General features: G+C 51.1%; 21 protein-coding genes. 9 read left to right on the top strand and 12 right to left on the bottom strand.

Annotated features, from left to right (window positions below; translation table 11 throughout):
* Window positions 1-112 precede the first annotated feature (112 nt).
* Window positions 113-1,273 (bottom strand): MFS transporter, encoded by a 1,161-nt coding sequence (locus tag ACN06F_RS04170; protein WP_433924714.1) that lies wholly within the window; start codon window positions 1,271-1,273, stop codon window positions 113-115.
* A gap of 136 nt (window positions 1,274-1,409) precedes the next feature.
* On the opposite strand from ACN06F_RS04170, the gene ACN06F_RS04165 reads away from it, so the two are divergent.
* Window positions 1,410-2,846 carry a PLP-dependent aminotransferase family protein gene (locus ACN06F_RS04165; protein ID WP_433924713.1) on the top strand — a complete coding sequence of 479 codons (1,437 nt, stop codon included), beginning with the start codon at window positions 1,410-1,412 and terminating at the stop codon, window positions 2,844-2,846.
* Here the strand turns inward: ACN06F_RS04165 and ACN06F_RS04160 are convergent.
* Both ACN06F_RS04160 and ACN06F_RS04155 read right to left on the bottom strand, forming a co-directional pair.
* Complete coding sequence (locus tag ACN06F_RS04160) at window positions 2,792-3,556, bottom strand: metallophosphoesterase (RefSeq protein WP_433924712.1); 765 nt, start codon at window positions 3,554-3,556, stop codon at window positions 2,792-2,794. The two genes, ACN06F_RS04165 and ACN06F_RS04160, sit on opposite strands and share 55 nt — an antisense overlap.
* Before the next feature lie 34 nt (window positions 3,557-3,590).
* Window positions 3,591-4,418, bottom strand: coding sequence for an alpha/beta fold hydrolase (locus tag ACN06F_RS04155; RefSeq protein WP_433924711.1), 828 nt, complete (start codon window positions 4,416-4,418; stop codon window positions 3,591-3,593).
* A gap of 605 nt (window positions 4,419-5,023) precedes the next feature.
* On the opposite strand from ACN06F_RS04155, the gene ACN06F_RS04150 reads away from it, so the two are divergent.
* Window positions 5,024-5,146: a hypothetical protein gene (locus tag ACN06F_RS04150; protein WP_267900575.1), complete on the top strand. Its 123-nt coding sequence runs from the start codon at window positions 5,024-5,026 to the stop codon at window positions 5,144-5,146.
* Between the two features lie 117 nt (window positions 5,147-5,263).
* Here ACN06F_RS04150 and speG read toward each other — a convergent pair whose 3' ends face one another.
* Both speG and ACN06F_RS04140 read right to left on the bottom strand, forming a co-directional pair.
* Window positions 5,264-5,785: a spermidine N1-acetyltransferase gene (speG, locus tag ACN06F_RS04145; RefSeq protein WP_253486993.1), complete on the bottom strand. Its 522-nt coding sequence runs from the start codon at window positions 5,783-5,785 to the stop codon at window positions 5,264-5,266.
* 87 nt (window positions 5,786-5,872) lie between these two features.
* Complete coding sequence (locus tag ACN06F_RS04140; RefSeq protein WP_253486991.1) at window positions 5,873-7,087, bottom strand: NAD(P)/FAD-dependent oxidoreductase; 1,215 nt, start codon at window positions 7,085-7,087, stop codon at window positions 5,873-5,875.
* Between the two features lie 130 nt (window positions 7,088-7,217).
* On the opposite strand from ACN06F_RS04140, the gene ltaE reads away from it, so the two are divergent.
* Window positions 7,218-8,225, top strand: coding sequence for a low-specificity L-threonine aldolase (gene ltaE, locus ACN06F_RS04135; protein ID WP_120385615.1), 1,008 nt, complete (start codon window positions 7,218-7,220; stop codon window positions 8,223-8,225).
* Between the two features lie 16 nt (window positions 8,226-8,241).
* Here ltaE and ACN06F_RS04130 read toward each other — a convergent pair whose 3' ends face one another.
* From ACN06F_RS04130 to ACN06F_RS04110, 5 genes are all read right to left on the bottom strand, one after another.
* Window positions 8,242-8,853, bottom strand: coding sequence for a LysE/ArgO family amino acid transporter (locus ACN06F_RS04130; protein ID WP_038481947.1), 612 nt, complete (start codon window positions 8,851-8,853; stop codon window positions 8,242-8,244).
* A gap of 156 nt (window positions 8,854-9,009) precedes the next feature.
* Window positions 9,010-10,182, bottom strand: a complete 1,173-nt coding sequence (gene uxuA, locus ACN06F_RS04125; protein WP_433924710.1) for a mannonate dehydratase — start codon at window positions 10,180-10,182, stop codon at window positions 9,010-9,012.
* A gap of 42 nt (window positions 10,183-10,224) precedes the next feature.
* Window positions 10,225-10,953: an FCD domain-containing protein gene (locus tag ACN06F_RS04120; protein WP_433924709.1), complete on the bottom strand. Its 729-nt coding sequence runs from the start codon at window positions 10,951-10,953 to the stop codon at window positions 10,225-10,227.
* Between the two features lie 18 nt (window positions 10,954-10,971).
* Window positions 10,972-12,777, bottom strand: a complete 1,806-nt coding sequence (locus ACN06F_RS04115) for a glycoside hydrolase family 2 protein (protein ID WP_433924708.1) — start codon at window positions 12,775-12,777, stop codon at window positions 10,972-10,974.
* Window positions 12,778-12,800: 23 nt separating this feature from the next.
* A complete protein-coding gene (locus tag ACN06F_RS04110) occupies window positions 12,801-13,784 on the bottom strand; it encodes a TRAP transporter substrate-binding protein (RefSeq protein WP_433924707.1) in 984 nt (327 codons plus the stop codon).
* 235 nt (window positions 13,785-14,019) lie between these two features.
* Here ACN06F_RS04110 and ACN06F_RS04105 point away from each other — a divergent pair, with 235 nt between their 5' ends.
* The 5 genes from ACN06F_RS04105 (at window position 14,020) to uxaC (ending at window position 21,048) form a co-directional block, all read left to right on the top strand.
* Window positions 14,020-14,544 (top strand): TRAP transporter small permease, encoded by a 525-nt coding sequence (locus ACN06F_RS04105; RefSeq protein ID WP_433924706.1) that lies wholly within the window; start codon window positions 14,020-14,022, stop codon window positions 14,542-14,544.
* Between the two features lies 1 nt (window position 14,545).
* Window positions 14,546-15,844 (top strand): TRAP transporter large permease, encoded by a 1,299-nt coding sequence (locus tag ACN06F_RS04100; protein WP_433924705.1) that lies wholly within the window; start codon window positions 14,546-14,548, stop codon window positions 15,842-15,844.
* A 61-nt stretch (window positions 15,845-15,905) separates the two neighbouring features.
* Complete coding sequence (locus ACN06F_RS04095) at window positions 15,906-18,281, top strand: TIM-barrel domain-containing protein (protein ID WP_433924704.1); 2,376 nt, start codon at window positions 15,906-15,908, stop codon at window positions 18,279-18,281.
* On the top strand, window positions 18,278-19,642 hold the full coding sequence (locus ACN06F_RS04090; RefSeq protein ID WP_433924703.1) for a mannitol dehydrogenase family protein: 1,365 nt from the start codon (window positions 18,278-18,280) through the stop codon (window positions 19,640-19,642). The genes ACN06F_RS04095 and ACN06F_RS04090 overlap by 4 nt, the downstream gene beginning before the upstream one ends.
* Window positions 19,639-21,048, top strand: coding sequence for a glucuronate isomerase (gene uxaC / locus ACN06F_RS04085; RefSeq protein WP_433924702.1), 1,410 nt, complete (start codon window positions 19,639-19,641; stop codon window positions 21,046-21,048). The genes ACN06F_RS04090 and uxaC overlap by 4 nt, the downstream gene beginning before the upstream one ends.
* 65 nt (window positions 21,049-21,113) lie before the next feature.
* Here uxaC and ACN06F_RS04080 read toward each other — a convergent pair whose 3' ends face one another.
* A complete protein-coding gene (locus tag ACN06F_RS04080) occupies window positions 21,114-21,344 on the bottom strand; it encodes a hypothetical protein (protein ID WP_433924701.1) in 231 nt (76 codons plus the stop codon).
* A gap of 15 nt (window positions 21,345-21,359) precedes the next feature.
* Window positions 21,360-21,854 (bottom strand): hypothetical protein, encoded by a 495-nt coding sequence (locus ACN06F_RS04075; protein WP_433924700.1) that lies wholly within the window; start codon window positions 21,852-21,854, stop codon window positions 21,360-21,362.
* Here ACN06F_RS04075 and ACN06F_RS04070 point away from each other — a divergent pair.
* Window positions 21,798-21,929, top strand: coding sequence for a helix-turn-helix domain-containing protein (locus tag ACN06F_RS04070; RefSeq protein WP_433925102.1), 132 nt, complete (start codon window positions 21,798-21,800; stop codon window positions 21,927-21,929). The two genes, ACN06F_RS04075 and ACN06F_RS04070, sit on opposite strands and share 57 nt — an antisense overlap.
* Window positions 21,930-21,934 lie beyond the last annotated feature (5 nt).

Raw genomic sequence — 21,934 nt, 5'->3', positions numbered from 1 at the left:
CGCCATGCTAAAAAGCGATCCATAGCCCAGTGCCTTATCTGAGTGGGAACGTTGATCTCTGGGTGGACATAGATATAGCGCGGCCAGCACGGCAGTCAGACACACAACCACCCTAATCAATCAGCGTGGGTCGATACTCTCGTTGATTCTGAATAACTAACCAGAGTGTTGTGACAACTCCCCCAAGTAAGGCAACTCCAAACAGCGTTAATGCCGCGCTATGCCCTAGGGAATCTATAAGCACTCCCGTTGTGACCACAGGAATACTGAAACCAATGTAGGCCATTAGAAAATATCCAGCGCTCGCTTGGGTAGAAGATGGGCCAGCCACGGATAACACGCCACTTAATCCACCCAGATAAATAAAGCCGTAACAGGCGCTGCTAGCCATGATCGTGCCTAGTAGTAATATGGGTAAGTGGCCCGCGATAGCTCCCCAAGCAATCAGTCCATAAGCCGGTGGCAGAATCGCAAGCCCCAATAACGTAGACCGATATGACGACAACTTTCTGGCCCAGGGTTGAAATAACACGCCACAGCTGCAAATACCGAAAACAGCGAAACCACTCCAAACGCTTAAACCATGCTGCTCTAATGCGGAAGGCAATATGGCAATTACCAACCCCACCGTGGCCCAGGCAATTAGAATTGCAAAGCCAAATCGAATAGCCCCTTTTGGGAAGCTAGGCAAACGTAACATGCTGCCTTTCGGCCCACTAGGCATACCTTTTCGCAGCGTCAACACGCCTATTAATGCGAAAGAGCTAATACATAGATATAACCCCAAACTGGGGGGCGTTAAGCTTGGCGTAGTAACAATAAAAACGCTGGTCACCGCTGCCCCTAAACCGAACCCAAGTGCGCTGCTAATCGTGACGTAACTAGTAGAAGCTTGCTTATCATCGCCTTGCCATAATTGTTGCATATAGGCTGGCGCTACCGCAGATGCCAGCGCGGTCCCCACCCCAAGTAGAAAACGCGCCACGCCAAGCATTACGATGCCAGGCGCTATTAGCATAAGGCAAGTGGCCAGCATATTAAGCAGTAACGCAGTGACAATGATGGCTTTATAACCTACCCGCTCGGCCAAGCCATTAAGCCCCAGCAATACAGGCATCACCCCTGCTACGTAACAGGCAAAAGCAATTGTCGTGGCACCAACACCAACCCCGCCTTGCGCTGCCAACGCACCATATAGCGGTGCCTGCAAATTAACGGCCGTGGTGATCATACATAGCCCGAAAGCAAGGCGGGCTGCGCTGAACTGGTTCATGCATTAACTCACTTGAGATTGCTAAAAGAACCATAAAGCTCGCACGCTTATTCAAGCGGGGTAAGATACACTGGGCCGCTATTTTTGAGGCACTGTTCCGATTTTTTAATGAACAGTTGATTCAGCAGGACTATATATGAAGTTAAAAGTTGATCGGCATGCCAATACGCCTATTGCACAGCAACTTGAAGAGGCGATCAGCACTTGGATTAAACAAAACAAACCTGGTAATGGCAGCCGCCTCCCCTCAATTCGCTATTTAGCTGCGACACACCACGTTAGCCGCAATGCGGCCATTGAGGCTTATGAGCGTTTAATCGCGGCAGGGTTGGTCCGCTCAAAACCGGGGGCAGGATTTTTTGTTGCCGATAGTCCACCAAGTGAGCACCAAACAGTTTCCAGCCCACTGCAGGAAGTGACCAACGGGCTTTGGGGGCTTTTTAGTGCTGATGAGACGGCCCTGCCCCTTGGATGTGGTTGGTTACCCAGTCATTGGCGGGAGAGCGATGATTTAACCTATGCGATCCGCCAAGTTGCGCGCATGAATCGCGCGGACATTTTTGAATACAGTACCCCCCAAGGCCCCACGGCGTTACGGCACTTAATACAAGAGCGACTTCGGCTTTTAGCGATCTCGACAAATCATCAGCAAATTGTCACCACCAGCGGCAGCAGTCATTCGCTAGATTTATTGGTGCGCTTGCTTCTCGAACCCGGAGACGTTGTCTTCGTGGAATCACCAGGCTATTACAACTTATTTGGCCTGCTACATCTGCAACGTGTTCGTGTTATCGGCGTGCCTCGCTTAGCCGACGGTCCTGACCTTGAACGCTTAGAAGAATTACTTGCAGAGCATCGGCCGACACTTTTTTATACCAACAGCGTTTTTCAAAACCCCACAGGGGGAACGCTAACGCCCACCATTGCGCATCGCTTATTACAATTAGCCGAGCAGTACGACTTCAAACTGATAGAAGATGATATATACGCAGACTTTCAACATACGCCAAGTGCTCGCTTAGCTGCGTTAGATGGCCTTAGCCGGGTTATTTACTTGGGCAGTTTTTCAAAAAGCCTATCCTCTTCGCTGCGCGTTGGTTATATCGCGGCGCCTTCGTCAATGGTGCAACGCATTGTCGATATCAAAATGCTAACCAGCATTTCTTCTTCACGCTTTGCAGAGCAAGTCATTACCACCATGCTTCAAAACGGTAGCTACCGAAAGCTGACGGAGCGGTTAAGTGCTAGGCTTTCCAACCACATGTCTCTGGCGCTTGCGATGCTCAAACATGCCAATTGGGATGTTTATACCGAGCCTACCGGCGGGATGTTTGTGTGGGCAAAGCCACCGGCAGCGATAACATCTGAAAGATTGAGTGAACTGGCTGATGACTGGAAAGTTACCCTGTCGCCTGGACATTTATTCTTTGCCGATCATCAGCCAACTCCCTGGCGGCGACTCAACGTTGCTTATATGCAGGATCCAAGAGCGAAAGGGTTTATTGATTCAATGACCTATCAATCAACTTCAACCACCAAGCTCGGCTCAAATAACGCTGGAGTGAACTCATAGGGATAACCACCTGGATTAGCGATGACACGCGTGCCGTTATATGAAGTATCGACAGGCTCATGGACATGGCCATGCACCCATAGGTCCATCTTGCCCATCAATTGAGGTAGGTGGGAGGCAAAGGCTGGGGACAATGCATCGCCAAGATACTGTTCAGGAATGCAGCTGTGTAAAGGTGCGTGATGGCTAATAACAACGCGTGGCCCGTCAAAGGGTTGCTCAAGCTCGTTACTAAGCCAAGCAAGTGCTTCAACGTGTAATGCTTGGCTAGCTTGAGGGGTAAAGACCTGACCTGGAGCTGTTGTCACTATGCTAAAATCGGGCATATAGCGCAGTGCTTTAGCGCCGGTCTCTGCTGGGTTGTGCGTTGGGTCATCAGCATAGAGGTTAAAATCAGTCCATAACGTGGTGCCATAAAAACGCACTCCCCCGATAGTCACCGCTCGATTATCCAGCAACTCAATATTGTAGCGCTTGGCTTCGATGGCGAGCTCTTCACGAAGTAGCGGCATGCAGGTACCGTAAAACTCATGGTTTCCCGGCACATATAAAATAGGCATTTCTGGAAACCGCTGTCTGGCCCAGGCAAGGCCTTCCGTTTTCTGATGAATATCGCCCGCCAAAATGATGAGATCGGCCTCTACCTCTGGCAATTCGCGGTCTCCATCAAAAAACTCTAAATGAAGGTCGGATAAAATTCGCAAGCGCATAGTATTCCTCACTTTTCCCTGTGTAACGGTCGTTTTATGGCGTAAGCCGCTCAATAAATTCTCTAACATAGTGAACAACCACGGCTTCCACTTCACGGTGTGGCACATGCCCAACGCCCGGCAGTATTTCACTGTGTGCAGAACCTCGGGTATAGCGAGCGATGCATTCAGGTTGGCGGTGCGAACCATATTCATCGTTTTCACCATGAAGCACTAGCGCGGGACAGTGAACGCGGTTAAGGGCGGGAATAAGCGACCAGTGTTCAAATGCTGGATGTAACCACGTGTCTATCCAGCCATTCAGTACCCAACGAGCTTTATCACCGTGATACTTTTCTAATTTGGCAAATTGTTCCGGCATTTGAAAGGCGGCCCGTGCCTCTTCAATACCTTGTCGCGTACGCGGCTCATTTAACGCCTGCGCTGCAATGGTAATCACTCCTTGGCACTGCTCTACATACTGCCCTGCACAGTGCACCGCCATACAACCGCCGACGCTATGTCCCAGCACAATAAAATGCGTCAACTGAAACGCGTTCTGAAGTGCCGCAAAGCTAGTAGAGGGTTCATCGTCGATAAAGCTCAGCAGTGGCGGCGCCAGGCACGCATCGGAGCGCCCAAACCCGAGACGGTCATAAGCAATCACTCGTCGTTGGGTCGCCGCACATAGCGCTGCGGGAAAGCTACGCCATAAATCCACACAACCTAACGAGTCATGGAGCAGGACAATAGGCACGTCCGAGCAAAAATGAGACGTTTCCCAAGCACGAGTAAACAGGCGACCACGTGGAGTTGCTACCCAGCGGTCTTGGAAGATAGGTTCAGGATTGAGGGTGTCAGAATCGGGAGTTGTTGGCGCCATGATATAACTCGTTGTTTTATTGATTAGTTATAGGTATGTCATCAGCATACCATTCTAGGTACATAAGATTGTGCACCGCTTATTTTGTTAACAATGGTTAAAATGCTGCACCGCAACAAAAATAACCTATACTCTAGGTGTGTCCCAATAGGAGGACCACCTTATGATCTCTACATTCGGATTATCGACACAAGATGACGAGGTACTTACTTTTTGGCACCGTCAAGCCCATTGGCAGCATGCTGCTAATGAAGCATTAGCGGCCTATTTCGGCTAAAAGAAGTATTTTTTATCGCCATCTCTCCCCTATAGACGAAAAGATAACGACACAAGCCGACTTTTTTAGTCGGCTTTTTTATATTATGAAAATCTTTTCCATTCAAGGATGTAGGTGATCAGCTATTGATTTTGTAAGCCATTTCTTACACGTCATGGCAATTTTCCTACATCTTTAGGACTAGCTTTAAGGGCTGAAATGCGCATAGACTTTAACCCGCAGCTAACTTGCTGCGTCGCACAAAGCAAACTATGTATAACTAAACTAGGGTCACTAGAGCCCAGGATGGCTGAACCGTCCCTCAACCTCTGAATTAGGAGTACTCGCCATGTCATCTTTCGCTGCTCAAGGTCAGACAGTAGAAGTGGATGTGATGCAGGTTTGGGCTAACCGTGCCCAACAGCAACGCGCAGCCTTTGACGCCATCGCTGCTTATATGAGCCAGCAGTAAGTAACAACGCCTCAGCCCTTGGATAGTTTTCAGCCTGAGGCGTTGTCGTTCTGATCAATATTTCATCACAACACCTTTATGCAGCATTGGATTTGGCGACCATTCACGGCTTATTTATTAAGCCAACTGCGCTAAATAAGTGTCCTGCAAGATATACATTCGCTTCACATCGCGGTATTTGCCGTTGATGAAAAACTCTTCAACCAAATGCCCCTCCTCTATGAAGCCGCTCTCCTCGTAGAGATGAATCGCTTTGACGTTTTCCACCGCCACAATCAGGTATATTTTGTGTAGGTTTAAAATCGTGAACGAGTAATGCAGTGCTTGACGGATTAATGACCGGGCAAATCCTTTACCCTGGTGATCTGGCGTGATAATAATCTGAAATTCACCGCTGCGATGAATGTAGTCGATTTCAATCAGCTCGACTAAACCAATGGCATGCCCGTCGCTATCCTCCGCTACGAAGCGCCGTTCGGCGTTGTCATGAATATGCTTGTTATAAAGCTCCTCCAGCTCGTCAAATGATTCGTAAGGCTCTTCAAACCAATACGACATAATGCTCTGGTTGTTATTTAACTCGTGGACAAAGCGCAAATCATTCCGCTCTAACGCACGTAAATAAAGTTGATTCTCCATCACTTGCTACTCTTATGCGTCGTCATTCAAATTAATCGTTAATCATTGAGGTGTCATCACATTTCACGGTCTATCGCATTTTAAGGTCTATCTCGTCAGTCGCTGGAACGAAAAAAGCGCGGCTAAGGGATGCTGTTTGCCTTCAATAAGCGACAGCAGCAGTTTGGCCCCAACCATGCTATAGCTGATTCCATTGCCACCATAAGCCATTGCAAAATGCACCCTTGGACCGTGTGCCTCATGGGGACCAAAAAACGGCAGGCCGTCGTCGGTTTCAGCAAAGGTGCCGCCCCAGGAGAACGTCGGGTTAATATCAAGCTTAGGCCATAGCGCCTCTATCTTGCGTGCCAACCCTTCGGCTTTCTTCTCTACCCGTGCGTCACGACGCTTGGGAATATCTTCATCGTCATCATCGCCGCCCACAAGAAGCCGTCCGTCCCGGGTAGTACGCATGTAGAGGTAAGGTCGTGCAGATTCCCACACCATGGTGTGGCGTAACTTACCTAACGCCTCAGGCGGTAGAGGGTCGGTGATAAGTGCATAGCTGCTGCGGTTGACGGCCACCGGTTCGGGCAACCAAGCTTGCGATTCATACCCTGCAGCCATCACCACGTACTGGCAACGCAGCTTGGCACCATTAACTAGCGTCAGCGTGACGCCCTGTTCATCAGGTGTCATCGTCTTCATTTGTGTGCGGTCGTATACTTCTCCACCGCGCTCAACAACCCTGGAAAACAGCTGGTACGCCATGCGGTATGGGTCAATAGCGGCAGCTAACTGGGTAAGAATAGCCCCAGGTGCCACAAAGCCATACTCGGCCAACACTGCCTTGCTTTCAAGCCAGTCAGCGTCAAAGCCGTGCTTTTGACGCAACGTTAACTCTTCTTTTAATAGTGCTACGTCTTCTTCATTACTGGCGTAATAAAGGCTTTTCTGGCGCTCAAAATCTACATCCCCCAACCCAGCTGCCAAGGTTTCAAGCTCACCAATGGCCTCGGCACAGGCACGATAAGCAAGCAACGCATCGGCTTCCCCATAGCGCTTGGCTAACTCGTTCATATGGGTATCAATTTCGTACTGCAGTAACGCCGTGCTAGCAGCCGAACTCCCCCACCCCACGTCACGACGTTCAAGCACCACCACATAATGGCCATTGCGGCTAAGCTCATCGGCGATTAGTGCGCCAGTAATGCCACCACCGATTATAGCAATCTCGCATTGGTGGTCGCGGGTAAGCTGCGGGAAAGTTTTCAATAGGCCATTTTTGACTGCCCAAAAGGGATAACCGCTTTTCAGATCCATCTGCTTGCCTATGCTAGGTTGCCCTAGAGTATTCTATGGATGATAGAAGTATGCTGTTAACCATAGATGGTTCCTGACAACTTGCTCGGTAAAGCGTCTCAACGTGGCTAACCCAAAAAAGGAGTTCCGCATGATTGACCTACGCAGTGACACGGTGACTCGGCCTTCCCCCGCCATGAAAGAGGCCATGATGGCTGCTCCAGTGGGCGATGATGTATGGGGTGATGACCCAACGGTCAATACGTTTCAGGAAAAGCTAGCTGAGCAGGCAGGCAAGGAAGCGGCGCTGCTATTTCCAAGCGGCACACAAAGCAACCTAGTGGCACTAATGGCCCACTGCGAACGCGGCGATGAATACATTGTGGGGCAGTCAGCCCATACTTATCGCTATGAAGGCGGTGGCGCAGCGGTGTTAGGCAGCATTCAACCGCAGCCAATTGAAAATGCCGCCGATGGCAGCCTGCCGTTAGAGAAAATAAGCGCAGCTATCAAAGCCGACGACTTCCACTTTGCGCGCACTAAGCTGCTAGCGCTAGAAAACACTATTGGCGGCAAAGTGCTAAGCGCAGACTACGTAATCAAAGCCACCAACCTGGCCCGCGAACGGGGATTGGCAACGCACTTAGACGGTGCGCGGCTGTTTAATGCCGCGGTAGCTACGGACACCTCACTGAAGCAACTCTGCTTGCCGTTTGATAGCGTGTCGCTGTGCTTTTCGAAAGGCCTGGGCGCTCCCATTGGCTCTGCCTTAGTAGGCTCGCAAGCCTTGATCGATCGCGCACGGCGCTGGCGTAAAATGGTTGGTGGTGGCATGCGCCAATCAGGCATTATCGCCGCCGCCTGCCAGTATGCTCTGGAGCATCATGTCGCTGACTTAGCCGACGACCACCGTCGTGCAGCACGCTTGGCGGAAGGCTTAGCGAAACTGCCTGGCGTTGAGATTACCGCTCAGGCAACCAATATGGTGTTCGCGCACTTTCCCGACGAACACGTAAAGCCGCTCTCTGCTTGGCTGAAAGAGCATGACATTTTGATTGAGCTACTTTATGCCACGCGTTTTGTTGTCCACCGTGATATTGATGATGCCGATATAGATAAAGTAATCGCCGTTATGCAGAGCTACTTCAGCCGTCTCTAGTCAGCCTTGAGACCTGTCAGAGCAACGTAGACCCCAGCGCTAAGTGTATGGCGATGACCGCCATCATCAGGCCAATTAGCCCATCAATGGTACGCCACGCTACCGGGCGGGAAAGCCAAGGCGAAAGCGCGGCACCGCCCCACGCCAGCAGGCTGAACCAAAGAACAGAGGCAGTCGATGCACCTGCAACGAACACACCAGCACTCTCCTGCTGAGCACCAATGGCAGGAATTAACAATAGAGTGTCCAGATACACTTGAGGGTTCAATACCGTAACGGCCAAGGTCGCCAACAGTACTCCACGCAAGCTGCGCGCTTTTACGCTACCGGCCTCCAATCCTGCGCGCCCACTAACAGCCCGCAGTAATGCCTGAGCAGCCAACCAGCTTAAAAACGCTACGCCTACCCAGCGCATGGCTTCCATCGCGTTAGGCATTGTCAGTAAAAACGCGCTAGCACCAAACATACCAGCGGTTAGCAAGATAATATCCGCGCTCATACACAGCCCCGCCGACCACCAGTGATGTTCACGACGCACCGCCAACCCCAGCACATAGGCATTTTGCGCCCCGATAGCCATGATGATACCGCCAGATACTACCAAGCCCGTTAAGTAACTTTCCCACATTGCCCTGCCCCCAGTACCAGAATTAGCATCGCTTTAAAGAATCGTGGCACTAAGATAGCGGGCAACCTTAATAACTAAAAATCATCCTGCTAATGGGGCATTATTTTTGCTTATATAAAATTCCCTACACGCAGCCTATCTATTTTAATTCTATGGCTATGATTTATTGGTGCGTTTGAACTGAAGTGCACGCTCAACACCACGAATTTCCGCCATGCCGCGTAAACGCCCGATGGCCGGGTAGCCAGGCTTAAAGTCACTGCGCAAATCACTCAACATCGCATGACCATGGTCTGGGCGGAAGGGAAGTTGTTCCCCCCTTTTTGCTTCAATGTCCAGAATGATATCGACTAGGCGAACCATATCGGTATCACCCTCTAAATGGGCATCTTCGTGGAAACTGGCCCCATCTGCTTCCAAGGTAGTATTTCGTAAGTGTAAGAAGTGCACTCTATCCGCCTGTTCTTGCAATATGGCAGGTACATCATTATCGCTGCGTACGCCCAGTGATCCGCTACAGAGCGTGAAACCATTTACCGGGGACACAACCATATTCGCAATATCTCTTAAGTCCTGAGCGGTTGAGACCACTCTCGGCAACCCGAACAGAGAATACGGTGGATCGTCTGGATGAATCGCTAATCGAACGCCTGTATGCGCTATCTTTGGAATGATTCTTGAGAGAAACGAAGCGAGATTTTCTCTCAAAACCTCGGCAGTGATATCTTTGTAGGCTGCGAGCCGCTCGCTGAAGCTATCGAGACTGTAGCTTTCTTCAGCGCCTGGTAGGCCAGCAATAATAGTATTCGTTAGCTCCTCAACCTGATCTGCGTTCATTTCAGATAGGCGAGCTCGGGCTGATTCCTGCGTTTTCTCGTCATAATCTGACGCTGCGCCGGGGCGCTGCAGTATAAACAAATCAAAAACGACGACGCTAAGCGCGTCATACCTTAAGCATAAGGCCCCATCAGGTAACTCATGGCGCAAGGACGTCCTGGTCCAATCAAGGACGGGCATAAAGTTGTAACAGATGGTTTTTATGCCAGCCTCGGCAAGATTAATGGCACTTTCTGCCCAGGTATCAGCCAGTGTTTCCCAACCATGGGCGTGAGTCTTTATATCTTCATGTATTGGAATGCTTTCTACCACTGTCCACTCAAGTCCAGCAGCTTCGATAATAGCTTTACGCTCCATGATTTCATCCAAGGGCCACACACAACCGTTCGGTAAGTGATGCAGAGCCGTCACAACACCAGTCGAGCCAGCTTGTCGTACATCCGACAAGCTGATTGGATCGTCCGGCCCAAACCAGCGCCATGTATGTTTCATCAACCTTCTCCCCCGTATTATTAGTGTTAAATAATGCTCTTATTAAATCGTGCTCTTGTTAAACAGATAACCGTCAAAATTCGGGTCTTCCACGTCGGAAAGCTCCATTAGGGTGTCTCGGACGTTATCTAAATGAACCCACATCGCCTTACGCGCCCCTTCGGCATCTTTTAGCTGTAGTGCAGAGAGAATATCATGATGATCCTTTAGCCATTTTTCTCGGTAGTTGGTATCAAATATCCGCTCATGTAGCCTGGCCCACATCAAGCTCTGAGCTCTTTTGGCCCAGAGTTCAGAGACCATATCTACCAGCACACTATTTTGCGTCGCCTCCGCTATCAAGCGATGGAATAGCTCATCACTTGAGTAGTCGTTATTCTTTTCTTCTATGCCTTTACGCTCCATATCAAGCGCTTCCCGCATGCGTACAATATCGTTTTTGGTAACTGACACCGCGGCAAAGCCGGCGATGCTGCTTTCCAAAAGCTGCCTTGCCTGTAACAGTTCAAACGGTCCTATATCATCCTCAACAGGCCGTGCTACTGAGCGACTGTCGGAAAGCAAATAGATGCCAGACCCTTTTCTCACTTCAACCAGCTCTTCAATTTCAAGCATGAGTATGGCTTCGCGCGCTGCGGATCTGCCCACGTTCAAAGCCTCTGAAATCTGACGCTCAGTCATAATACGATCGCCGACTTTATACCCTTTCTGCTGAATCAAAATCTTTAAGTCGCGAGCCAGCTCTTGGTAACGCCGTAAACCTTTATGCATTAGATTTCATTTCCATTTTTAATCTTTTATAGAGTGGTAAAAAGAAGCTAGAACATTAAATGCTTCTTTTTTTGTAAATTTATCAGCAGCAATCAACCCTTTTCGGTTGAATCCTCTCTGGAATATATTTTGTCTTCGCTCAACTCTAAAATCGTATAAAAGCCAAGGCGACATGCCTTTGATATACGCTAATTTTTGCAACGTATTGATCTGCCGCCGGTAAACATCCGCCATATACTTTTCGCTGAACAGGCCTTCAGACGGGCCTTGAGATGAGTTATCGCCATCCGCCCCCGTTTCAGAAATGACGACGGGGCGATCAGGGTCGGAATTTTTTCCGATGGCGTACAGGTCGTCGAAATTTTCATCGTACCAACCGTAATACTCATTAATGCCTATAACGTCTAAATGGTCGACTAACCGATCCTCAATTTTCAATTTTGCATGATTAATCAGGCACGCTGCGGCGACTAAGCGCGTGGGGTCATATAGGCGTGCAGTTTCAGCCAGGTCACGCATAAAAGAGAGACGACTATCCGTATCTGGATTCTCGTTGCCAATCGACCAAATAATGACGCTAGCTCTATTGCGATCACGCTTTATTAACTCAATGAGTTGGTTTTTAGCATCTTTAAGCGTGTTGTGATTATCAAAGTCAATGGCCCAGTAAACGGGAATTTCTTGCCACAGTAAAAAGCCCATCTCATCGGCTAGTTCAGCTGCGCGTTCATGATGGGGGTAGTGCGCGAGGCGAAGAAAATTACACCCAAGCTCTTTCGCATGTGCTAGCCGCCTACGAATGTCTTCATCGGACGTCACTTTCCCGAGAATGTCATCGTCTTCATGGACAGAAATGCCGCGTAGCCAGATAGGCTCTCCGTTTAGGAGGATATCGACCCCTTGGCGAACGATGGATCGGAATCCGACATTGTCAGTGATACGGTCTTCACCAGCAGTCAGCACCACTTTATATAGGCGTGGGTTTTCAGGCGACCATCGCTCTGGCTCTGCTGCTATTCGGCAAGTGCCTTTGCCATGTTCAATGCTAATCTCTTGAGCAATGCCTAATTCAGGTATCTCAAGGTGAGCATGGTGAATGCTGGGGCCATCAACAGCGCTATCAACAACTACATCCACCTCTATCGCCATTCCATCCTGAGAAAGGCGAATGAACATATCGCGAATGAACTCTCTGGGTAAGCTAAATAGCTCTACCTCGCGGTAAACACCACCGTAATTAAACCAGTCTGTATTGCGCATCGGGACGCGATCCAGCGTGCGGGTATTATTGACACAGAGCATCAGCCAATTGGTTTCTTCGGCAAGGTCATCCGTCAACTCAACGTAGAAGGGAGTCGAGCCGCCATAGTGATTGCCTAGGAATTTTCCGTTAAGAAATACTTTACAGTCGTACTGGGCCGCACCGACCCTAAGGATGTAGCGTTGGCCTGATTCAGTGACACTATCCCGTTTGTTAGCCAGCTTTTTGGTGTACCAAGCACTGCCCTCAAAGAAGTACCATTTTTCCTTTAACATGGCCCAGTTTGAGGGCACCGGAATGGACTCACCCATAAATGGGTCGTAGTCCCAGGGTTCAACTCGATCGACAGGGTCGGCCGGCTGCATTGCATACCATTTTTGACGCAGACCTGTATCAAGCAAATCCACGCAAAAATTCCAACTGCCGTTAAGCGACGTCGACGTGCGACCTTTCGTGAACACCATGGTGGAGTGGTTCAGATTTTGCAGATTGAACGGCACGTCATATTTTTCGTCATGTAAAGACGTTAGGGCATTCTCAGCCAAGGATGATCGCTCTAGCATCTCCCACCTCCCCTGCAGCGGTTTTAGTTAGCCTCTGCCTTGATTCGGCTGATCAGGTCGGCCAACTCAGCAGATTGGTTGGCCACTTCATCGTGCATAGGCATGACCGCTTCAATAAAGGGCGCTTTATCTACTTCATTAATCTCAACCCCCATCTCAGTCTCAGCGGTTTCCAATGCCGCCATTGCCGCTTTATTCCAGGAATCGGAATGGAACGCCTGAGTTTCAGATGCTGCTTGCTGTAATGCCTGCTGTTGATCTTCTGTCATTTCATTCCAGGCACACTCGGAGATAACGACCACAGAGGGAATGATGGTGTGCTCGTTAAGAGAAAAATGACCAACCACTTCACCATGCCGAGCATTGGTCAGGGCTGTCGGGTTGTTTTCTGCCATTTCGACTACGCCCTGCTGAAGAGCACTGTAGAGCTCACCCCAGTCAATGGGGGTCGGTCTACCGCCCAGCAGTTCTACCATTCGTATTGCTGAAGGGCTAGGTTGCACTCGTACATTGATTCCGCTCAGATCTTCCGGTGTGTATACCGCACGGTCACCATAGAACGAACGTGCCCCTTCCGTCAGGAAGGCTACACCTAAGAACCCTTTTCCATTCGAGGCCGCTAATATTCTTTGACCAATATCTCCGTTGATAACCCGTTCAAAATGCTCTTCGCTTTCAAAAATGAAAGGTAAATTCATGGCGCTGTACATTGGCTCGAACGCCTCCAGTTCGGCCGTATTGCTGCGCGCCATATCCAATGTACAGTTTTGTACTAACTCCATGGATTCACGCTGCGAGCCAAGCTGTCCGTTAGCATAAATGCGGATATCCAGTTCACCATCGGTGAGTTCTGAAAGACGTTCACTCATGTACTGCATGCTGACATGAGTAGGATGGTCTTCAGGATTATTGTGGTTCAGCCGCAGTGTTTGGGCTTGAGCTGAGGCCGCTGACACGAACAGCGCCGCACTGATTAGAGCCGTATGTCGCAAGGCTTTTGTTGTCATCAGCTGTTTCTCCTGCTTGTTATGCTTGTTGTTGTGATTGTTGTCGTGAAAGCCGACTGTCATCGAGGCACTCACTTTCTAGGTTACAGATGCAAGATGGCCTACCGACCATATCATGTCAACCAATAAAACAAATTGGTTGACATCTTTTAGAGTAGAAGCGACTCTCTGCATAATGACTAGGGAGTAAGAAGCTAGTCACCAATACACAAAAATAAAACCAGAGGTCTTACGTATGAAACGCACAATGGACTATGTGCTTGGCACGTCTGTGTTTTTAATACTGTTGATCATCGTCGTCAGTGTGACGTGGCAAGTATTATCCCGGTACGTACTAGGCACCCCAAGCACAGCGACAAGTGAAATCGCACGTTTGTTGTTCATGTGGTTAGCGCTACTTGGAGGTGCTTACACCTTTGGCCAAGCTCGACATCTCGCCATCGATATATTGCCCCTTGCCTTAAACGGCCGCTCACGTCAGCTACTTAATACACTCATATTGTTAATCGTGGCTGGCTTTGCCTTCTTTGTAATGGTTTGGGGCGGTTGGCAAATGGTTTCCCGGACGCTGGCATCGGGCCAAATAACCCCCACGTTGAGGCTCCCCATGGGCTATGTATATGGCCCCATTCCGGTCTCCGGAATAATCATCATTTTTTACTGTTTGATCTTTTTAGGACGGGTCTGGCTTAACCCTAAGTCGGAGGGCGGCTTCACTATCGATCCGCAACAAGCACCTGCGCCACAAGAGAGAGATTAATATGAATATAACTGTCCTGGTGCTTTTTGGGTCGTTCGCTCTTTTAATGGTCTTAGGCATCCCCATTGCGTTCGCGATTGGCGTATCTGCGACACTCACCTTCCTGTTGTTCATGAGCGTCGACCAATCCCTCAGCATTGTTGCCCAGCAAATAGCGTCGGGGCTTGATAGCTTTACGTTAATCGCCATCCCCTTCTTCATTTTGGCTGGCAACATCATGAATCGAGGCGGCATCGCACTTCGCCTTATCGATTTAGCGAAAGTGCTTGCCGGAAGGCTCCCTGGCTCGCTTGCCCACGTTAATATCATTTCCAATATGCTGTTCGGTGCTTTATCCGGCTCAGCCGTTGCGTCGGCGGCGGCCGTTGGGGGCGTGATGGCTCCTATCCAGAAGCGGGAGGGTTATGATCCTGCTTTTTCGACAGCCGTTAACGTCACCTCTTGTCCTACGGGTCTGTTGATTCCTCCCAGCACAACACTCATTGTTTACTCGCTGATTACTGGCGGCACGTCGATAGCCGCGCTTTTTTTGGCGGGTTATCTCCCCGGCATCATCATGGGCTTATCCCTGATGGTGGTGGCAGGGATCATATCTAAAAGAAAGGGCTACCCCGTCGAGGAGAAACCCTCCCTTGCTGAAGTTAAATCAGCAGTACGCCGGGCGATACTACCTTTAGGCCTTATTGTTGTGGTGATTGGCGGGATTATTAGTGGCGTATTTACGGCGACCGAAGCCTCAGCGATCGCAGTTGCTTATTCACTGTTCCTGTCTTTATGTTGGTACAGAGAAATAGGGGTAACAGATCTCCCCAAGATCTTTATCGACTCGGTCATCACAACGTCTATCGTATTATTTTTAATCGGCTGTTCCATTGCCATGTCCCGCGCTATGGCATTCGGCGACATACCTTTAACGATCTCTTCTTTTATGATCGGTATATCTGATAATCCGATCATCATTCTACTATGCATTACCGCCGTCCTGCTGGTGATTGGTACTTTTATGGATATGACACCGGCACTGCTTATCTTCACCCCTATCCTTATGCCAGTGATGCAGGATATCGGTATAGACCCGGTTCACTTCGGCATCATCATGACGATCAATCTCTGCGTCGGTATCTGTACCCCGCCAGTGGGCTCAGCACTGTTTGTCGGCTGCTCCATCAGTGGCGTGAGTATTGGTCAAGTGATGAAACCCATCCTGCCATTCTATTTAGTCTTGATAGCCATTGTTCTACTGGTGACCTTCGTTCCACAAATCAGCTTATTTTTGCCCCAGCTTATTTTAGGTTATTAACGAGTTGGTTCCAGGTGATGACCACCGTTAAATCCTGAATTCAGGGATCAAAGGATAAACAATGAAAACCTTAAAAAACTGGCGCTTGGAGCACCACGACGACACGACAGTGCAACTGAGAGTGCACGATAGACATTTAATCTGCATCAACATTCTCGACAACCAATTGTTCCGAGTGCGGCTGCTAAAAGATGGCGCATGGCGCCTTAACCGCTCATGGACGGTAAACCCGGATGGCCACACCTTACCAAAGGGCCGCTCTCGTGATTCGGTGACGGGGTTTAGTTGTCCCCAGTACAAGCTTGGGTGGTCGGATGGGCAGTTGCAGATCGAGACCGATGCCTTACGGCTCATCGTCTCTCAGCCACTGCATTTTAGGTGGGAAGCCTTCGTGGGTGAGGGCTGGAAGTATTTAACTGAAGACAGACCCACCGGCGCTTATATGCTGGGCGTTAAGAACCATGCCCACGCCCACTATTTACGCCGACACCCCAATGAGCGGGTTTATGGCTTGGGCGAAAAAGCCGGGCTGTTGGAGCGGACGGGGCGGCGTTTCGAAATGCGCAGTTTAGACGCCATGGGGTATGACGCAGAGCGCACCGACCCACTGTATAAACACCTGCCGTTCACCCTTACCCAAACCGCGTCCACCGGTAGTTTTAGTATCTTCTACGACACCTTGAACACCTGTGTGTTGGACATAGGGCAGGAGCTTGATAACTACCACGCCCCTTATCGCTCCTTTACGGCCGATGATGGCGACCTGGATTACTATTTCCGCTGGTCTCCACAGCTTCTAGACCTGGTGAAGAGCCAGTTGGAATTAACCGGGGGGATGGCATTTCCGCCGCGCTGGTCACTGGGCTATTCCGGGTCAACCATGGCCTATACCGATGCACCCGACGCTCAGGATCAGCTCACTGGCTTTTTGCGAAAGCTGGAGAATGAGGCTATCCCCTGCGATAGCTTTCATCTTTCTTCGGGTTACACCTCCATTGAAGATAAGCGTTATGTGTTTACGTGGAATAACGACAAGGTGCCCAATCCAACCACGTTGACGAAAGCCTTTAATGACGCCGGGGTGCGATTGATCGCCAACATCAAACCCTGCTTGTTAAGGAACCACCCGCGCTACGCAGAAGTGGCAAACAATAAATTATTTATCCAAGACAGTGAATCTGATACACCGGAGCTTTCAAGCTTCTGGGACGATGAAGGCTCTCATCTCGACTTCACCAATCCTGATACGCTCAGTTGGTGGAAAGAGAACGTCACTCAACAACTGCTGAACCTCGGCATCACTTCCACCTGGAATGATAACAACGAATTTGAAGTGTGGGATCATGGCGCTCGCTGCGTTGGTTTTGGTGAAGAGATCGAAGTGGGGTTGATACGGCCCTTGCACTCGCTGTTGATGGTTCATGCTTCATGGGAGGCGCAGTCACAACATGTGCCTCAACATCGCCCCTACGTGGTGACCCGGTCAGGCTGTGCGGGCCTTCAGCAGTTTGCCCAAACCTGGACGGGAGACAACAAAACCAGTTGGGAGAGCCTGCGTTGGAATATCCGCATGGGGCTGGGCCTGTCGCTTTCGGGTATCTACAACATTGGGCATGATGTCGGTGGGTTTGCTGGCCCCCAGCCTGGCCCCGAGCTTTTACTCCGTTGGGTTCAGAACGGCATCTTTCATCCCCGGTTCTCCATTCACAGTTGGAACAACGATGGCTCTGTGACCGAGCCTTGGACGCACCCCAGCGCTGCCGAAGGCATCCGAGCCGCTATCCGATTCCGCTACCGCTTGCTGCCTTATTTTTATACCTGCCTTTGGCAGGCAGTAAACAACCACGAACCCATGCTAAGGCCCACCTTTCTCGACCATGAGAATGACGCGCAAACCTATGCAGACACCGACGATTTCCTTCTGGGGCGGGATCTACTCGTGGCCTCTGTGGTTGAACAAGGTGCAGATAAGCGGCGCATCTATCTGCCCGACAACCATGCAGGGTGGTGGGACTACTGGACAGGCCAACTGCATGCCCCTGGAACGTGGTTCGAGAAGCCGGTTTCATTGGCGGATATGCCACTGTTTGTTAAGGCTGGATCAATACTGCCGCTTGCTAATGAAGCCGTGAAAGCAACGCCGGAGGCGCAAGTTGGCCGAACGTTGGCACTGTTTCCCCAGCCTGGATCGTTTTCCTGCACCTCACTGATTTACGATGATGACGGCGAGTCCAAAGATGGCCCGCACTGCATCACCACTCTGCTGCTTACCGGCGATGAGCATAGTTTGGGACTGCAAATCAGCCATGCTGGGGATATGCCTTTTCCTTTTTCACAACTCAATATCGTGCTACCAGCAGGTGAAAATCGCCCCTTGAACTACGGTGGCCGCATCATAGAGCATGGCGGGCTAATCACCGTGGGAGAAGCGTCATGAGCATTGATAATACCCCGCTTCGGCCCCGGTGGTTGCATATTGGTTTTGGCGCTTTTGCACGTGCCCATACCATCGCCGCACTTGATCGAAGCCAAAAGGAAGGCCTCTCAGACTGGGGAGTCGTGGTGGCGCGCCTTAATTCCGGTGCGGAGGAACTGGATGCACTGGCTCAGTCCGGGTATGAATACCACGTGGCCGAAGTGGATGACGCTGGTGCTACTGTCCAGACAGTGGAAGCGGTCATCGGTACCTGCCACCCTCTGCGCGATGGCGCTGACGCACTGCATAGCTTAATCGCCTCCCCGACCCTTTCGCTGATTACGTTGACGATCACCGAGAAAGGGTACCGGGATGGCCATGCAATGACGGCATTGTGCGATGGGTTGGCGCAGCGAAAACAATCAGGTAACAACGGCTTAACCATCCTATCCTGTGACAATCTATCGGAAAACGGCGCTTTAACTCGGCAGTCGTTATTAACCGTTGCCGCCCAAACTGACGCTAGTCTCGCTACCTGGATAGATCGAGAGTGCCGATTCCCCTCCTCCATGGTTGACCGGATCGTCCCCGCGATGACCCGCGAGAGCCACGCCAAGCTGGACGCTTTGCTCGGAAAAAGCGACCCGCATGGCGTGATCTGTGAGCCGTTCTTCCAATGGGTTATTGAGGACGATTTTCTAGGCTCAAAGCCCCCGCTGGATTTAGCCGGTGTGCAGTGGGTTGACGACATACGCCCATGGGAAGCGATGAAGCTAAGAATGCTCAACGGCAGCCACACCTTCCTGGCTCTACTCGGGAGAATCGCTGGCCATAAAACGATTGATGCGTGTATGGCCGACGCTGTGTTTTCAGATGCTGTTTCTCGTCTTATGCTGCTTGAATCCGCGCCAACCCTGCCCGCGTTGCCGGGGGCAGATTTACCTGCCTATGCTCAGCGCTTGGTAGAGCGGTTCCGCAACGCCGAACTCAAACATCGCACTGAACAAATTGCCACGGATACCAGCCAGAAGCTTCCTCAACGCTTACTGGAATCCATAGCGGTCAATATGCATGATGACCGGGACTGGGCATTGTCCGCGCTGGCTATTGGCGCTTGGGGCGTTTGGCTGCTGGGGCAGGATGACAACCACGAAGCACTGCCGCTATCGGATCCTCTCGAAAGTGAGTTGACGGCGCTGGTGGCGAACTCGAACGAGGCTGAATTCATCGACAACCTGCTGAATTTAGCCCCTGTCTTTCCAGTGTCTCTGGCACAAAATGCCGCCTTTCGAGAACAGGTCAAAGGTGCCTACGCCACTATCCGCTCACTGGGCGCACGAGCCGCTATCGCTGAAACGTTAAACCAGAAGGCTTTTCTATGAATAACTACCTACACACTGATTTCTTGCTGGATACAGAAACAGCACGTCGCCTCTACCATGATTTGGCCGCGGACTTGCCGATTATTGACTACCACAACCATCTTCCGCCCGAAGAAGTGGCTCACAACCGCAGCTGGGACAACCTGGGCGACCTATGGCTGAGCCATGACCACTACAAGTGGCGTGTCATGCGCTGGGCGGGCGTCCCAGAATCTCACATTACCGGTAGCGCAACAGACAAAGAGAAGTTTCTAGCGTTTGCCCAGATTCTGCCTAAGGCAATTGGCAACCCTCTGCACCACTGGAGCCATCTCGAACTGTGGCGCTACTTTGGTGATGAGGGCAAATTGATCAACGGCGACAGCGCAGAGGAGATTTGGCAAAGCACACAATCAATGCTGAGCCAGCCTGAGTTCCGCGCCCAGGGCTTGCTAAAGAAACTGAAGGTCGAACTCATTGGCACCACCGATGACCCGCTCGATAGCCTTGAGCACCACCAAGCGTTTGCTGCCTCGCCACAGAAAGGCGGGCTTACCATGGTGCCTACTTTTCGCCCGGATCGCGCGCTGGCCATCGAAGGTTCGGGATTCAGTGCCTACATTGAAAAACTGGAGACCCTGACCGGACAAGCCATCAATACCTTCGAGCATCTGGTAAGCGCACTTATGGATCGCCTGGAGTACTTCATTGCCAACGGCTGTCGTGCCGCCGACCACGGTATTGGCCAGCTAGAACAGGCCGATGAGCTAAGCGCAAGTCAGCTTGATACCATTCTGGAAAAAGGCCGCCAGGGCAAAACCTTAGCGCCAAAAGAAGCAGAGAGCTTCCGTATGGCCGTATTAGTAGAGCTTGGCCGTGGGTACGCGCGAGCTGACCTGGTGATGCAACTTCACATAGGGCCACTGCGTAATAACAGTACGCAAATATTCACGGCGGCGGGCAGCGATTCAGGTGCTGATTCCATTCAAGATAAGCCCATTGCCGAGCCGTTGAACAAATTGCTGGATCGCATGGATAGCACCAATGAGCTGCCGCGAACCATTCTTTATGCGCTGGATCCCAGTAAAAACCCCATCATCGTTACCACGGCGGGTAACTTTCAAAGCGGTGGCATAGCAGGCAAGGTACAGGCGGGGACTGCATGGTGGTTCAATGACCAACTTGACGGCATGGAAAACCAGATGAACCATCTAGCGCAAATGGGGCTGTTGTCCACCTTCACCGGCATGCTAACGGACAGTCGCTCCTTTTTATCCTTTCCCCGGCATGAGTATTTCAGAAGGCTGCTTTGCCGCATCGTCGGGCGCTGGGTTACTGATGGACTTGCACCGAATGATCACAAGCTGCTTGATGAGATCATTGCGGATATCTGTTACCACAACGCCCGCCGCTGGTTCATTGAATGAATTAAATACATGATGATTTAGTAGTGCGATTAGCCAGCAGCATTAGAGGGTGACGTCGCAAAATACTACCCCCCCCCCCCCAACTGCGCCAGCGCCAGCACCGCCGCCATGCCTAGCGCCAGCGCAGTGAACATAGCCGGGTAGCCCAACCGGTCGAGCACAGTACCGGCTAGCATGGGCACCGCCAAACGCGACAGAGTAAACAGGCTCGCCTGTAGGCCGTAATCCAACGCCTGATACCCTGACCGGGCAAAGTGCATCATCAGGCCGAACATTACGCCCGAAAGCGCGCCCATGACACAGGCCAACAGTCATGCGCCCACCAGCCACAGACCATGCCCCGCGGCCATAAAACCCACTCCCCCTAGAGTCGCCAGGGCTAGCGTTGCCAAAGCGGCTAACAGCGGCAAGGCTCGGCCAAGCCCAACACTCCGTGCCAGGCGTTGCCCCGCTAGACTCGCCAGGGCGCCCGCTATACCACCGCCAACCCCCACCCACCAGGCGACTTGCTCCACCGGCATCCCCAGGTCGAGCAATAGCGGTTTTAGATAGACCCAACCGGCGCCAACGAAGGGAAAGAGTAGCATCAGCAGGACTACCCAAAGGCCAGAGGCTGGCTGACGGATAAAGCCCATTGTCCCCTTATGGCTCACAGGTTGAACCGCTTCCGCTGCCGAGACATACCGTTGCCTGCCAGCCTCTGGAGGTACCGATATCCAGCGTAATAGGAATCCTCCCACGCCCATGCGCTGCTGGAGAGTGGCCAGCAAGTCGCTCAGGCTGCCTATGCCGCGGGCTATCGGCACCCAAGCAACTTCAGCTCAGCTTTCACGCGCTTCTTCGGTTATGCCCCTAAAGCCATCAAGCGTCGCAAAACCTGAGAACA

The organism is Vreelandella sp. 21 (genome assembly GCF_050995515.1).
Taxonomy (GTDB): domain Bacteria; phylum Pseudomonadota; class Gammaproteobacteria; order Pseudomonadales; family Halomonadaceae; genus Vreelandella; species Vreelandella alkaliphila.
This window is presented reverse-complemented; position numbering and strand designations above follow the sequence as displayed.